This window comes from Martinezella lusitana, from assembly GCF_900094565.1.
Lineage (GTDB): Bacteria > Pseudomonadota > Alphaproteobacteria > Rhizobiales > Rhizobiaceae > Rhizobium > Rhizobium lusitanum.
The window spans coordinates 81,680-95,466 of the sequence record NZ_FMAF01000018.1 but is presented as its reverse complement, the minus strand read 5'-3'; the positions used below and the strand labels follow the sequence as shown (position 1 = coordinate 95,466).

12 protein-coding genes are annotated in these 13,787 nt (G+C 61.7%); 2 read left to right on the top strand and 10 right to left on the bottom strand.

Annotation, left to right across the window (positions count from 1 at the left end):
- Nucleotides 1-2: 2 nt before the first annotated feature.
- Genes GA0061101_RS26745 through GA0061101_RS26735 form a run of 3 tightly spaced genes read right to left on the bottom strand, consistent with a single transcriptional unit; the run spans nt 3 to nt 2,939 of the window.
- Nucleotides 3-1,154, bottom strand: a complete 1,152-nt coding sequence (locus GA0061101_RS26745) for an ABC transporter permease (RefSeq protein WP_092575755.1) — start codon at nt 1,152-1,154, stop codon at nt 3-5.
- 5 nt (nt 1,155-1,159) lie between these two features.
- Nucleotides 1,160-1,843, bottom strand: a complete 684-nt coding sequence (locus GA0061101_RS26740; protein WP_037197449.1) for an ABC transporter ATP-binding protein — start codon at nt 1,841-1,843, stop codon at nt 1,160-1,162.
- Between the two features lies 1 nt (nt 1,844).
- Nucleotides 1,845-2,939 (bottom strand): efflux RND transporter periplasmic adaptor subunit, encoded by a 1,095-nt coding sequence (locus GA0061101_RS26735; RefSeq protein ID WP_037197450.1) that lies wholly within the window; start codon nt 2,937-2,939, stop codon nt 1,845-1,847.
- A 158-nt stretch (nt 2,940-3,097) separates the two neighbouring features.
- Between GA0061101_RS26735 and GA0061101_RS26730 the strand changes: the two genes are divergently transcribed.
- Complete coding sequence (locus tag GA0061101_RS26730; protein ID WP_037197451.1) at nt 3,098-4,117, top strand: helix-turn-helix domain-containing protein; 1,020 nt, start codon at nt 3,098-3,100, stop codon at nt 4,115-4,117.
- Nucleotides 4,118-4,130: 13 nt separating this feature from the next.
- Here the strand turns inward: GA0061101_RS26730 and GA0061101_RS26725 are convergent, their stop codons facing one another.
- A complete protein-coding gene (locus GA0061101_RS26725; protein WP_037197564.1) occupies nt 4,131-5,456 on the bottom strand; it encodes an NAD(P)/FAD-dependent oxidoreductase in 1,326 nt (441 codons plus the stop codon).
- A gap of 251 nt (nt 5,457-5,707) precedes the next feature.
- On the opposite strand from GA0061101_RS26725, the gene GA0061101_RS26720 reads away from it, so the two are divergent.
- Complete coding sequence (locus GA0061101_RS26720; protein WP_034510479.1) at nt 5,708-6,184, top strand: Lrp/AsnC family transcriptional regulator; 477 nt, start codon at nt 5,708-5,710, stop codon at nt 6,182-6,184.
- Nucleotides 6,185-6,217: 33 nt separating this feature from the next.
- On the opposite strand, the gene GA0061101_RS26715 is transcribed toward GA0061101_RS26720, so the two are convergent.
- The 6 genes from GA0061101_RS26715 to GA0061101_RS26690 form a co-directional block, all read right to left on the bottom strand.
- Nucleotides 6,218-7,879, bottom strand: coding sequence for an ABC transporter ATP-binding protein (locus GA0061101_RS26715; RefSeq protein WP_037197454.1), 1,662 nt, complete (start codon nt 7,877-7,879; stop codon nt 6,218-6,220).
- A complete protein-coding gene (locus GA0061101_RS26710; protein WP_037197455.1) occupies nt 7,879-8,721 on the bottom strand; it encodes an ABC transporter permease in 843 nt (280 codons plus the stop codon). Before GA0061101_RS26710 ends, GA0061101_RS26715 begins: the two co-directional genes overlap by 1 nt.
- Before the next feature lie 2 nt (nt 8,722-8,723).
- A complete protein-coding gene (locus GA0061101_RS26705) occupies nt 8,724-9,674 on the bottom strand; it encodes an ABC transporter permease (RefSeq protein WP_037197456.1) in 951 nt (316 codons plus the stop codon).
- A gap of 96 nt (nt 9,675-9,770) precedes the next feature.
- Nucleotides 9,771-11,381 (bottom strand): ABC transporter substrate-binding protein, encoded by a 1,611-nt coding sequence (locus GA0061101_RS26700; RefSeq protein WP_037197457.1) that lies wholly within the window; start codon nt 11,379-11,381, stop codon nt 9,771-9,773.
- Between the two features lie 72 nt (nt 11,382-11,453).
- Nucleotides 11,454-12,170, bottom strand: a complete 717-nt coding sequence (locus tag GA0061101_RS26695) for an HAD-IA family hydrolase (protein WP_037197458.1) — start codon at nt 12,168-12,170, stop codon at nt 11,454-11,456.
- A 238-nt stretch (nt 12,171-12,408) separates the two neighbouring features.
- The gene (locus GA0061101_RS26690; protein ID WP_092575752.1) at nt 12,409-13,782 is read right to left on the bottom strand and encodes an aspartate aminotransferase family protein; all 1,374 of its coding nucleotides are present in this window, start codon (nt 13,780-13,782) and stop codon (nt 12,409-12,411) included.
- Nucleotides 13,783-13,787 lie beyond the last annotated feature (5 nt).

Here is a 13,787-nt window from a genome sequence, read left to right as displayed (position 1 = left end):
CGTCACTTCTCTCTCAGGGCTGCGTGGGGAGGCACTCGCATGGCGCCGTAAGCCGGTATTGCGGCAGTCGCTACCGCCAGAACGGCGGATAGGCCGATGGCCTGCAGCACGGTTGCAGGGGCAAGCGACATGTCCGGCACGACCGTGTGCAGCGGCTCCCGCAGCAGGATGATCGCGGCATAGGCAAGGCAGACCGCAAGGCCAAGGCCGGCTGCAAACAGACTGAATGTCTCGGCGAGCACATTGCCGAGAATGAAGCGGCGCGAGAAGCCCAGCACCTTTAACAGGCCGATTTCCTTCGTTCGCTCGCGAATAGCGAAGACCATGGTATTGGCGACGATCATCAGAATGGTGACGAAAGCGACGCCGACCACCAGCCGCACGATGGTCGCTATATCGGCAAACTGCGCGATGAAATCCCTCATGAATTCAGCCTCGGTTCGCGTCCGGGTCTGATAGGCGGAATTGGCAAAGAGCGTATCGACTGCTTTGATGACGTCGTCGGCATGCGCGCCGCTCCTTGGCAGGACGCCGAAGTTGCTGACGGTATCGCGATCGACGCCGCGCTCCGAATTGATGTAGTCGTAGCGCGCCATCACAAAATGCGTATCGGCGGATTTTCGGCCATCCAATATGCCGGCAATCTCGAACTCGAAGTCCGAACTGCCATCGGCCCTGAAGAAACTTGACGTGTTCAGCGTGATTTTCTGCCCGACCACCCAGCCTTCCTGGGTGGCGATGCTTCGCCCGACAATGACGCCGTTGCGGGTTTGGCGGAAGCGGGCGAGAGTCTCGGCGGAGATATCGTACTCGTCGCCGATGAAGGCGGGGAAACTGTCGGGTTCCACCGCCGTCAGCCCCAGAAAATTGCTTGGGGTGCGATAGGTTGCGCGGCTGCGTGCCATATAGGTTGCGCTGGCAATCCCAGGCAGGGCGAGGATCTTGTCGGAATAGCTGATCGGCAGGGTTAGGGCATCCCCGATCTTGTTGCTGACGACGAGCCGCTCGGACTCGACCTCGCCGCCAAGGAAGCCACGCTCGAAGCTCGTCAGCACGAGATAAATGAAGAAGGCGATGGCGATGCTGGTGATCAGCAGCGCGCTGCGCACCGGTCTGCGCGTCATGCCGCGGCGAATGAACGTCAAGCGATGCATGGCGGTTACGCAGCCTCCGCTTCGATGAATTTGCCCTTGTCCAGCCGCAGTTGACGCCGGGCAGAACGGGCGGCGGCGTCGTCATGCGTCACCATGACGATCGTCTTGCCAAGCTCGGTATTGAGAATGCGCAGCATGGTGAGCACTTCGTCGGCGGATTCACGATCGAGATCGCCCGTCGGCTCGTCGCAGAGCAAAAGTTTCGGGTCGCTTGCCAGTGCGCGGGCGATGCCGACGCGCTGCTGTTGGCCGCCTGAAAGCTCCGAAGGCAGATGTCGTCGCCGGTCGGCAAGGCCGAGCATGGACAGAAGCGTCTCGACTCGTTCGCGACGCTGGCGCGCACTGAGGCTCGTCAACAGCAGCGGCAGCTCGACATTCTGTTCCGCCGTCAGCATCGGCATCAGATTGTAGAACTGAAACACGAAGCCGACATTGGCCGCGCGCCATCTCGCCAATGCACTTTCGCTCATCCGGCTGAGGCGGGCATGCTCGAAATCGATCTCGCCTTGGTCCGGGCGATCGATGCCGCCGATCAGGTTCAATAGTGTCGATTTTCCCGACCCGGACGGTCCGACGATGGCGACGAAATCGCCCGGCGCAATCGTCATGGTCAGATCGGAAAAGATCGTCACGGTGTTGCGTCCAAGCCGGTAGTCCTTGCGCACGTTGCTGATCAAAATGCCGTCCATCTCAGTTTCCTTTCTCGTCCGCCTTCGCCTGAAGGCTCGGTGGGTTCAGCGTCACTTTCGCCGCCATGTTCGGCAGCACGCCCGAAGGCGCCGTCAGGAATTCGAGACGCGCGGTCACGGTGCCTTTCTGCATCGACGCAACGGGTACGATCGTTGTCACGCGCATCTTGAATTGCCGGTCGGGAAAGGCGTCGAGAACGGCGATCGCAGCCTGGCCAGCCTCAATGCGTGCGGCGTTGGATTGGGCGATATCGACGTCGATGGCCAGCGAAGCCGGATCGAGAAGTGTCGCAATGCCATCTCTGGGCCCGCCGCCGTCCGTCCCCGAGGCGACCATGTCTCCAAGACCAGCCAGCCGGGCAACGATCACGCCATCGAAAGGAGCGACGATGCGATGGAGCGATATGGTGTTTTCCTGCCTCTCCACCTGAAGCCGCGCGGTCTCGGCTGCCTGTCTTGCGCTGTCGAGATCATTGGATAACTGCAGAACGGCAAGTTCGTCCGTATCGAGGTTGCTCTGGGACGCCGCGCCGCGATCGGCGAGTTGCTTGGTGCGTGCCAGGGTCCTTTGCGCCTTTGCGAGCGAAATCTGGTTGCGCTGCACGGCAATCAGGGCGGCGGCGGCCTGTGACCTTGAGATCTTCAGCTCGATCTCGCTCGTCGTCGTATCGAGCCGTGCAATGACTTGACCGGCAATGAAATGATCCCCGACATCCAGTGGCAGGGAGACGACCTTACCGCCAACCTCGGGCCGCAAGGTGATCATGCGCCCGGCGACGACATAGCCGGAGCCGATCACGGCCTGGGGAAGGCTGGCGATGGGTACGGCTGAGACGGTGTCTCCATTCCGCGATGATGTGTCTGCCGTCGCAGGCGATACGGAACTGGTCGCGATCGAAGACGAGTACTTTACCGGTGTATCGATGGCGAGCTTCGATGGCAGGTAGACGATGGCTGCCGGTATCGCGATCACGCTCGCCAGAATGAGGCAGCGGATTGCGAGCCGTCGGCTTGCCGCAGCGCTGGCGGGCGGGCTGTCGGGGCGATCGATTGCCAGGGAACGAAGTCGGGTAGCCATGTTTGCGTCGGCGCTCATCGCGGTCTCCAGCGGGTTTCGTCGCCAACATCGCCGTTCAAGGCAGCGGATGCGACCTTGATCACGATTCAGGACGTCCCGGATCGCGTTCTGGATCGCCTGAGGTCGCGAGTCACGTCATAGTGCGGCCGATCACGATTGATCGTGGAAGGGGTCTCATGCTGTTCGTGCCGTTGCCGTTCGTCGTCGCGTTGCTGCTTCTGCTGCTGCTTCTGGCAATGCTGCGGCGGGATGACGGCATGGCCACCAACCGGCCTTTCCTCGTGCTGCTGGCACTCTGCTGCGTGCAGTCGGTCCTTGTCGGCTTGCGCTGGGGTTACGATCTACCGATCGTCGGCCGCCTGACGCTTGCGCTCGCGACGATCATGCCGTCACTGGTTGTCGCAGGTGTCATGCACCTCGGTGCCGCTGGCCCGCGCCGCTGGTCCGAGCGCATCGGTCTCTATGGTTTCCCGCCTGCGATCATCGCGCTGCTGATCATTATCTGGCCCGAGGCGATCGATATCGCGATGATCCTGATCTATCTCGGCTATGCCAGCGCCTTGCTCTGGCTGATGCGCGCCGGCCCCGACGTGCTGCCGCTTGCTTCCTTCGAGACGGCTCAGCCGACCCATCGAGCCTTCGTCTTTGCCGCGGCGACGCTGAGCTTTTCGGCGGGGATCGACGCGCTTGTCATGTTCGATTTCGAATGGACCCAGGGCGCTCATGTCGGCAAGATCCTCAGCATCGCCAATCTTCTCGGCCTGTTCATGCTCGGCATGGCAGCAGCCGCGGCCAGCCGGAATTCGACCGTGAGAGATATTGTCGACGTTGCGCCGGTTCCGGATACGGCGGAAGACGCAGAAACGATTACCCGCATCGAGGCGCTGATGGGTGAGAAGAAGCTTTATCGCGACGCCAATCTCAATCTCGAGCGCCTTGCCCGCAGAGCCGGCATACCGTCTCGCCGCATCTCGGGCGCCATCAATCGCCGGATGGCCAAGAACGTCTCGCAATATGTCAACGACTACCGCATTGCCGAGGCCTGCCGTCTTCTTGTTGAAACCGATCGGCCGGTGACCGAAGTCATGCTTGAGGCCGGCTTCCAGACCAAATCGAATTTCAACCGCGAGTTTCGCCGCGTCACCGATATGACGCCCGTCGCCTGGCGCGAGAAATGCGCCTATCCCTCAGGCTGAGGCTCGCCGCCCGTCAGAAATCGGCAACTTTTCCCCAGGCGGAGCGGTTCAGGCGATCCGGATAATAGGGCTTGGGGTCGACGATCGGCGTTGCACCCGTAACGAGGTCGGCAACAAGGTGTCCGGCACCGGGGCCAATTCCGAAACCGTGGCCGCTGAAGCCTGCCGCCAGGATCAGGCCGGGGATTGCAGCTATCTCGCCGATCGCGGGCACGCCATCCGGCGTGCTGTCGATATAGCCGGCCCATACGGCCGAAACGGGGGTCTGAACCAGGGCGGGAAGAAGTGTGCGTGCCCGCGCAAGCGTCAGGTCGATCTGCTTGCGGTCGGGGCGCGGATCGAGGATGCGGTTGCGCTCCATCGGCGTCGGCCGATCGAGCCGCCAGTGTGAAAGGGTCTCGTGGCCGCCCTTCAATCCCTCCATGCCTCCCGGTGCCAGGCTTTTCCAGCGACGGGCGAACATCGGCACGAAATAGCGGGCAAAGCGAAGCTGCTGCAGGGTGGGGTCGACGCGGGCCTTGCCGCTGATGGCGAGCGTATAGCCGCCGTCGCTTCGTCTCGTCGCCGAGACGGCGGCCGTATGGAGGGCTGCCGGAAGGCTCTTGGCTCCGGGCGCGACGGACAGGATCGAGGATCGGATCGCCGCCTGCGGAAAACGAACACCCAGCTGCCGGCAGAAGGACGATGCCCAGGCTCCGCCCGCCATGACGACGGTTTCGGTGCGGATGATCCCCGCTTCCGTGACCACGGCGCTGACGCGGCCACCTGTGGTTTCCAGACCACGGGCCGCGCACATCTGATGCACGCTGCCGCCGAGCGCCATGATGGCGCGGGCGACGACGGGCGCGGCGCGGGAGGGATCGGCGGTGCCGTCGGTCGGCGAAAAGACGCCGCCTTTCCAGGCCTTGCCGGTCGCCGCGCCGAATTCGCTGGCTTTCTTGCTGTCAAGCATATGGGTGGTGACGCCGACGCCACGGGCAAACTCGCCCCAGCGTGCCCAGCCGGCCAGTTCCGCATCATTGTCGCTGAGATAGAGCAGGCCGCAGCGGCGAAAGCCGGCGTCCTCGTCGCTCTCTTCAGCGAATGCGTCCCAAAGCGCCAGGCTCTTGGTCGCCATCGGCAGCTCGCGGGCATCCCGGTTCTGCTGCCGGCACCAGCCCCAGTTCCGGCTGGATTGTTCCGCGCCGATCCGCCCCTTCTCGACAAGTGCGACTTTCATGCCGCGGCGTGCAAGGTAATAGGCGGAGAAGACGCCGACGATGCCGCCGCCGATGACCACCGCATCCGCCGTCTCGGGCAGCGTCGGTGTGGTCTCGATGTGAAGAAGGGGGGCGGGCATGGCAATCTCCGTTCGCAGACCAGCATTGTAATCGAGCTTTTCGTCCGCAAATGCTGCAGATCGCAATCAGACAGCATTTCCTTCTGTGCAGGGCCGAGACTACGAATTCTTCTGTTAAAGCACGGATTTTACGTCGTTATATCGAGATATACATGCCCGATTCCGCTTGCTAAGCGAAGCTTTCCGCTTAAAATGACGAAAGATTATTCCGCAGGGCAGCCATTCTGCCATCCGCAAACCGGAGCGTGCCGATGAAACTCGACCGGATCGATATCAAGATCCTCTACGAACTGCAGAAGAACGGCCGTATCACCAATGTCGAACTGGCCGAGCTGGTCAATCTCTCGCCCAGCCCCTGCCTGATGCGGGTCAAGAAGCTGCAGTCCGAGGGCTATATCTCCGGCTATTCCGCTCAGATCAACATCGCCAAGCTCGGGCAGACACTGACCGTCTTTACGGAAGTGACGCTGAAGAACCATCGCCAGATCGATTTCGCCCGCTTTCTGGCGGCGGTCGAGAAGGTGGATTCGGTGGTGGAATGCCATCTGGTTTCCGGCGGTTACGACTATCTGGTGAAATTCGTTACCGCCGGCATTGCCGAATACCAGACGACGATGGAGCGGCTGATCGATATGGAGATCGGCATCGACAAATATTTCAGCTTCGTCGTGCTGAAATCGCCGATCGTCAAGGCGCATATGCCGCTAACAAGCCTGTTTCCGGTCTGACCGGCGTTGAGCCGTTAGTCTAACTCGCAAATCTCAGCGGCTAGCGAACGCCCGGATCAGCTCGTCATCCTGCTGCAGGCCGTCGAGCCAGCCCGTGTCGAGCTTCGGCACCGAGGAGAACAGCAATTTCGAATAGGGGTGCTTGGCGCCGCCGGCGAGATCGGCGGAGGAAAGCTGCTCGATTTTCTCGCCTGCATACATCACGATGATCTCGTCGCAGATCGCCTGCACGGTCGAAAGATCATGGCTGATGAAGACGTAGGACAGGCCGAGCTCGCGCTGCAGCTCCTTGAGGAGATCGATGATGGCGGCCGCCACGACCGTATCGAGGGCCGAGGTGATCTCATCGCAGAGAATGATCTTCGGTTCGGCCGCCAAGGCGCGGGCAAGATTGACGCGCTGCTTCTGACCGCCTGACAGTTCGGCCGGACGGCGATGTTTGATGGCTGCCGGCAGATGCACCATGTCGAGCAGCTGCTCGATGCGGGCTTCGCGCTGCCTGGCGCTTGGGTTGCCATAGAAGGCAAGCGGCCGACCAAGAATATCTCCGATCGATTTGGCCGGATTGAGCGCTGTGTCGGCGAACTGGAAGACGATCTGCAGCCTGCGCAGCTCTTCGCGCCGGCGATACCTGGCGTCGGCGGCGAGCTGTTTGCCGTCGAAGACGATATCTCCCGAGACCGGCGGCAGTATCCCGGCGATGACGCGGGCAAGCGTCGACTTTCCGCAGCCGGACTCGCCGATGATGCCGAGATTGTGGCCGGCTTCCAGCCTGACGCTCACGGATTTGAGCGCGACCGCCGTCGGCAGGCCGTTCGGCTGGATCGGGCCGTATCCCGCCACGATATCCGTGACCTCGAGCAGGGCGGGCGTCTTGTCGGCGGTTGCCTGCGCCGGCGAGGCGTAGAGCTTGGGCTCAAACGCGGCCAGGAGTTCCCGCGTGTAGGGATGGGAGGGCGAGGAAAGGATCTGCTCGGTCGTGCCGATTTCCTGGATTTCGCCGCCCTTCAGCACGACGATCCTGTCGGCGACCTGCGCGACGACCGCGAGATCATGCGATACGTAGACACCGGCGATGCCACCGGTCTTCATGACCGATTTGAAAGCCTTGAGCACTTCGATCTGTGTCGTCACATCGAGCGCAGTCGTTGGCTCGTCGAAGATCACGAGCTTCGGATTGCCGATCAGCGCCATTGCCGCCGATAGCCGCTGCAACTGCCCGCCGGATACCTGGTGCGGATAGCGCGCGCCGATCGTCTCCGGATTGGGCAGGCTGAGCGCCTTGAAAAGCTCGACGGCGCGTGCTTTCGCGTCTTCGACCGGCATGAGATCATGAATGCGGGTGATCTCGATCACCTGTTCCATGATGGTCTGAGCCGGATTGAAGGCGGCCGCGGCACTTTGCGGTATGTATGCAACCTCCGTGCCACGGATATTCGCTCTGGCTTTTTCGGACAGGCTCGCCATGTCCTTACCTGCAAGCAGCACCTCGCCGCCGCTGATCCGGCATCCAGGGCGAGTGTAGCCCATCAGGGTCAGGGCGATCGTCGTCTTGCCGGAACCGCTTTCGCCGATCAGGGCGACGATCTCGCCTTCCTGAATATCGAAGCTGACGCCGCGGATGATCTCGACGCGACGGCCGGAATCGGTCTTTGCCTCGACTTTCAGGTTGCGGATTTCGACGAGTTTGGCCATCAATTGCTCCGGTCCCGGATCTTCTGAGGAAGGTTGTCGATCAGCAGGTTGACGCTGATCGTCAGGCTGGCGATCGCGATGCTCGGAAAGATCACCGCAGGCGCGCCGAAGGGCAGGCCGCCGATGTTTTCACGCACCAGCGCACCCCAATCGGCATTGGGCGGCTGCACACCGAGGCCGAGGAAGGAGAGGCCGGACAGGAGCAGCACGATGAACACGAAGCGCAGGCCGAGATCGGCCATGACCGGCCCCAGAATATTCGGCAGGATTTCGGAACGAATGAGATAGAGCGTGCCTTCGCCGCGCGCGCGGGCTACCGTGATGAAATCCATGGTGTTGATGTTGACGGACAGCGCGCGGGCAAAGCGATAGGCGCCTGGCGTGTAGATGACGGCGAGCGTCAGGATCAGTACCGGGATCGAGGAGCCGACACCAGCCACGACGACCAGGCCGAACAGCTTGCTCGGGATCGAATTCAAAGCATCGAGAAAGCGGCTGAGCACGCTGTCGAACCAGCCGCCGGTGACGGCCGCGATCATGCCGAGCGCGACGCCGGAGACGCAGGAGACGCAAACGGCGGCGAGCGAGATGCCCACCGTGTAGCGCGCACCCATGAGAATACGCGACAGGATATCCCGGCCGAGATAATCCGTTCCGAGCCAGAACTTGGCCGATATCGGTCCGAAATAATCGAAGTCGACGATATCGCCGATCGAATAGGGGATGATCAGCGGTGCAAAGATCGCCACCAATGCCCATAGCAGAATGACTGCAAAGCCGAGCATGCCGACGATGTTGAAGCGAAAGCCGAGCTTGCGGGGAGTGAAGGCGGTAAGGGCCATGATCAGCGCAACCTCGGATTGGACATGATGGCGATGATGTCGGCGATGGTGATCAACAGGAGATAGACCACGCAGAAGATCATCGCGCAGGTCTGGATCAGCGGCAGGTCGCGCGTGGCGACGGCATCGACCATCAGCTTGGCGATGCCCGGATAGTTGAAGATGGTTTCAACGATGATGACGCCGCCCAGCAGATAGGAGAGCGACAGCGCCACCGCGTTGACGATCGGTCCCAGTGCATTCGGCAAGGCATGTTTCAGCACCATGCGCCGGCGCGACGCCCCCTTCAGCAGCGCCATTTCGACATAGGGCGTGTTCAGCGTCTCGATGACGGCGGCACGCGTCATGCGGATCATCTGAGCCGATATGACGAAACTCAACGTGATGACGGGCATCGCGAAGACGCGCAGCATCTGCCCGAAGGAATGGATCTCGTTGGCGAAGGCAAGTGCCGGCAGCCATTTGAGATAGACGGCGAAGATCAATACGGCCGAGGTGGCGACCATGAATTCCGGCACGGAGATGACGCCGATCGAAATGATGGTGACGATGCGGTCGTAGAGCGAGCCGCGCAGCATCGCCGCCGTAATGCCGAGGGTGAGCGCGATCGGCACGGAAAACAGCGTGGTCGCCGCCGCCAGTTTCAAGGAGTTTCCAAGCCGCGAGCCGATCAGATCGGCGATCGGCATGTTGTTGGCATAGGAAATGCCGAGATCGCCGGTGGCGAGGCCAGCAAGCCAGCGGACGAAACGCAGGATGGCCGGATCGTTCAGATGCATGGCGGCGCGAAGCCCGGCGACTGCTTCAGGAGTGGCAGCCTGGCCGAGCAGGATCTGCGCAACGTCGCCCGGTAGCATCGATGTCGCCGCAAACACCGTGAACGAGACGATGAGCAGCGTGACGAGGGCCACGAGCACACGGCCGAACACGAGATAAAGAACGTGGCGGTTCATGACGGATCCCCATCGCGAGAGCGGATGTGCCAGTTTCCCGGCATTGTACCCGACAAGCGGCGCCGAAGCACCACCGGCCGGGTACGAAGGCAGGGATCAGGCATCGAGCCAGACATATTCCGCAAAGGCGTAACCCATCATGCCGCCGAGCGGATTGGCTTCCAGCCCATGCAGCTTCGAGGAGATCGCGTCGACGTTGGAGATATATGCCGGGATAGCGGTGCCCGCATCTTCGGCAATCATCACCTGCATTTCGCCATAGATCGCCTTGCGCTTGGCCTGGTCAAGCGAGCCGCGCGCCTCAATGAGCATGCTATCGAACTTGGCGGACTTGTACTGGCTCTCGTTCCACGGAGCATCGGAGGAATAGAGCAGGGAGAACAGGATATCCGGTGTCGGACGCGGATTGATATTGCCGAAATGCATCGGCGCCTTCAGCCAGTAGTTCGACCAGTATCCGTCGGAGGGCACACGCTGAACATCGAACTTCATGCCGATATCCGCGCCGGCCTGCTGCAACACCATCGCCATGTCGATGGAAGAGGTTGCGGCGTCGGAGGCGACGACGGGGATAGACTGGCCGAAGAGGCCCGACTTCTGGAAGTGGAACTTCGCCTTTTCAGGATCGAAGGCCTTCGGCTTCAGATCGGCATTGTGATAGATGCTGGATGGGGGCACGGGCTGGTCATTGCCGATTTCTGCGAGGCCGCGCAAGGCCGACTTCTGGATCGCTTCGCGGTTCAGCAGATATTTGACGCCGGTAACGAAGTCCTTGTTGCTGCCCGGGTTCATGTCGAGGCGCATGTTGAGGTCGGTGTAGTTGCCGGAGGTGGTCTTCGACAACGTCACGCCCGTTTGGCCGTCCAGGAGCCGCATGGAGCGCGGGTTGATGGAAGCGGCAAGCTGGATGTCGCCCGACATGAGTGCGTTGACGCGCGCGGAATCGTCCTCGATCCCGAAGAACTCGAAGGAATCGAGGTGCGGGCCGCCTTGCTTCCAGTAGTTCTTGTTCTTGACGGCGACGGAGCGGACGCCTGGCTGGAAAGTCTCGCAGACGAAAGCGCCCGTGCCATTGGCCTTGCTGAAATCCGTCGTGCCGTCGGCAATGATCATGAAGTGATGGATGGCAAGGATTGTCGGGAGGTCGGCATTCGGATTGACGAGCGTGATCTCGACGGTCAGCGGATCGACAGCCTTGAAGCCTGTCATCTGCTTGGCGATGGCATTGACCTTCGAGCCGACGGCCGGATCGAGATGGCGCTTCAGCGAATAGACGACGTCGGCCGAAGACAGGGTCTTGCCGCTGTGGAAGGTCACGCCCTTGCGCAGCTTGACGGTCCAGACCTTGGCATCGGCGCTTTCGATGCTTTCGGCGAGTTCCATCTGCGTGACGCCGTTCTTGTCGAGGAAGGAGAGGCGATTGTAGAAGGCACAACAGCGGACGTAATCCGTCGACAGCGATGCCTTGGCCGGATCGAGCGTGTCGGCGGTCGAGGACGACCAGCCGGCCGCCTTCAGCGAACCGCCCGAGACCGGGGTTGCTGCGAAGGCGGCGGAGGTTCGACCGAAGATCGCCCCGCCGGCCGCAGCGGCGATGCCGCCCGCGAGCAGCATTTGCAGGAGATCGCGGCGAGTTGCGCCACGGCGGATGGCATTTTCGACCATGGCATCGTCTGCGCTGGTCCAATTCGTGATCTTGTCGTTCATTGCGTTCCCCTTTTTGTTGAAGTTGAGTTGTCGTCCCGTCTTTGGCGGGCTCAGTATCGGGTCGTTACTCCGTCAGGCGGCCTTGCTTGCCTCCGCTGCTTCGGCAAGTCCTGCCATGGAGGTGAAATGATAATCGGGCTTTGTGAATTCCTGAGGTTCGATGGTGCCGCCATAGCCCTTCTGGGCATGGCGTCGCTCGATCCAGCAATTGGTCATGCCGAGTTGGCGGGATATGCCGATATCGTGATACTGGCTCTGGGCGACGTGCAGAATGTCGTCCTTCGATGCGCCTTCCTTGCCGACGAAGGCGAAGACCTGCTCGAAGAAGGCCGGATCGGGTTTTTCCGTGCCGGTGTCATCAGCGGTGAATGCCGCATAGAACGGATTGCCGAGTTCCTTGGAGAAATGTTCGAAGGCCCAGCGGCGGGCATTCGTCATGGCAATCAGCCGATAGCGCTTGGACAGACGGCGGAGCGCATCGGCACTGTCGGCAAAGCCTTTCCAATTGCCAGCGGAATCGCGCAGCCGTTCACCGAATTTCACTTCGGCAGGCAAGCCGAGCTTCGGCGCAATGACCATATAGACGCGGACCAGATCATCGGGGAAAAGACCGGCGTCGCCGGAATAGCGCGCAGCGCGATAGAGTGCCAACGCCTCTTCGCCATCGACGGAGACACCTGCCTCTTCAGCGATCCCAGCCAGACACTCCTTGATGCCGCCCTCGAAGTCGATCAGCGTTCCGACGACATCGAAGGTGAAATATTTTAAATCCGCTAAGCTCTTGGCCAAGTATCTGTCCTCGAATGAGCGCCATCAATTTCGATCGCGCGACTGAATGCAGAAGAAAATGCTGTTCCGATCTTGCCGCTTGTTTTGTTCTATCTCCTCAAAATCCGCGTTTTTTAAGCTCTGAGGGTGGCAGCACGTCCAGTTTCGCAGTTAAGGCCTGCCGGAGTCTCCGAATGGCGGAGCTGTGGCGGCACAAAATTGCGAATATGGGCGCAAAGCGGTATTTCGGCCGCCGCGCTCAAGCGAGAGCCGCGCGAACGTCCGGATCTTCCAGCGTCTGATCGAGCGTCCTGCGCGTACGATCGATGATCGCGTCGATTTCCGCATCGGTGCAGCAGAGCGGCGGCGCATAGCCGAGCACGCCGTTGCCGAAGGCGCGGATGACAAGTCCATTGTCCCAGGCACGATCGAATATACGGCGCGAGGGATCGGCGGCCGCGGGCAGCGGCGTCTTGCGCTCCTTGTCGACGACCAGTTCGATGGCGGCCAGCATGCCGCGCCCGCGTACATCGCCGACCAGTGGATGCGCGGCCAGCTTGTGCAGGCCGGCCATCAGGCGAGCGCCCGCCTTGACGCCGTTTTCCAGCAAGCCGTTTTCATAGAGGCGCAGAACTTCGAGGCCGACCGCTGCGCTGACGGGATGGGCGGAATAGGTGTAGCCATGGCCGATGGCCGCGGACCCCGCACCATCGGCGATCGTCTGGTAAACGCGCTCCGACAGGAAGACGGCGCCCATCGGTACATAGCCGGAGGTAAGACCCTTGGCTGTTGTCATCAGGTCGGGGACGATGTCTTCATCGGAGCAGGCAAAGAGCGGCCCGGTGCGGCCGAAGCCGGTGATCACTTCATCGGCGACGAAGAGGATGTCGAGCTCGGTGCAGACGTCACGCATCGCCTTCATCCAGCCGGGCGGCGGTACGAGCACGCCGCCGGAGCCCTGGATCGGCTCGACATAGAAGGCTGCCGCCCGGTCGGCGCCGATCTCCTCGACCTTGGCGCGCAGCGCGGCGACGGAGGCGGCGATGATCGCCTGCGGATCGCTGCCGACGGGATTGCGATAGGCATAGTGCGTCGGAATCTTGTGCTGCCAGTCGAGCGGCACACCGAAACCGGCATGGAAGATCGGCAGCGCCGTTAGCCCGGCACCCACCGTCGAGGAACCATGATAGCCCTGCTCAAGCGAGATGAACTGATCCTTCGCCGGTTTGCCGAGCGAATGGTAATAGTAGCGGATGAAACGGATCGTGCTGTCGATGGCATCCGAGCCTCCGAGCGTGAAGTAGACGTGGTTGAGATCGCCCGGCGCACGGTCGGCCAGCTCGGCGGCAAGCCGGATGGCCGGCTCCGAGCCGAGGCTGAAATAGCCGGTGGCATAGGGCAGTTCGCGCATCTGGCGGGCGGCAGCCTCCACGATGCTCTCATGGCCATATCCGGCGTTGACGCACCACAGACCGGCGAAGCCGTCGATCATCTGATGCCCCGTCGCGTCGGTGACGGTAGCGCCTTTGGCGGATTTCAGGACCCGCACACCGGCTCGCTCGTGGCCGCGATAGGAGGCGACCGGATGGACGAGGTGAGCGCGATCGAGTTCGACAAGGGAATTGCTCAGCATGATAT

What these genes read in the sequence shown, in the direction of transcription:
- GA0061101_RS26745 (WP_092575755.1), bottom strand. Translation starts at nt 1,154, where the DNA reads ATGCATCGCTTGACGTTCATTCGCCGCGGCATGACGCGCAGACCGGTG.
- GA0061101_RS26740 (WP_037197449.1), bottom strand. Translation starts at nt 1,843, where the DNA reads ATGGACGGCATTTTGATCAGCAACGTGCGCAAGGACTACCGGCTTGGA.
- GA0061101_RS26735 (WP_037197450.1), bottom strand. Translation starts at nt 2,939, where the DNA reads ATGAGCGCCGACGCAAACATGGCTACCCGACTTCGTTCCCTGGCAATC.
- GA0061101_RS26730 (WP_037197451.1), top strand. Translation starts at nt 3,098, where the DNA reads ATGCTGTTCGTGCCGTTGCCGTTCGTCGTCGCGTTGCTGCTTCTGCTG.
- GA0061101_RS26725 (WP_037197564.1), bottom strand. Translation starts at nt 5,456, where the DNA reads ATGCCCGCCCCCCTTCTTCACATCGAGACCACACCGACGCTGCCCGAG.
- GA0061101_RS26720 (WP_034510479.1), top strand. Translation starts at nt 5,708, where the DNA reads ATGAAACTCGACCGGATCGATATCAAGATCCTCTACGAACTGCAGAAG.
- GA0061101_RS26715 (WP_037197454.1), bottom strand. Translation starts at nt 7,879, where the DNA reads ATGGCCAAACTCGTCGAAATCCGCAACCTGAAAGTCGAGGCAAAGACC.
- GA0061101_RS26710 (WP_037197455.1), bottom strand. Translation starts at nt 8,721, where the DNA reads ATGGCCCTTACCGCCTTCACTCCCCGCAAGCTCGGCTTTCGCTTCAAC.
- GA0061101_RS26705 (WP_037197456.1), bottom strand. Translation starts at nt 9,674, where the DNA reads ATGAACCGCCACGTTCTTTATCTCGTGTTCGGCCGTGTGCTCGTGGCC.
- GA0061101_RS26700 (WP_037197457.1), bottom strand. Translation starts at nt 11,381, where the DNA reads ATGAACGACAAGATCACGAATTGGACCAGCGCAGACGATGCCATGGTC.
- GA0061101_RS26690 (WP_092575752.1), bottom strand. Translation starts at nt 13,782, where the DNA reads ATGCTGAGCAATTCCCTTGTCGAACTCGATCGCGCTCACCTCGTCCAT.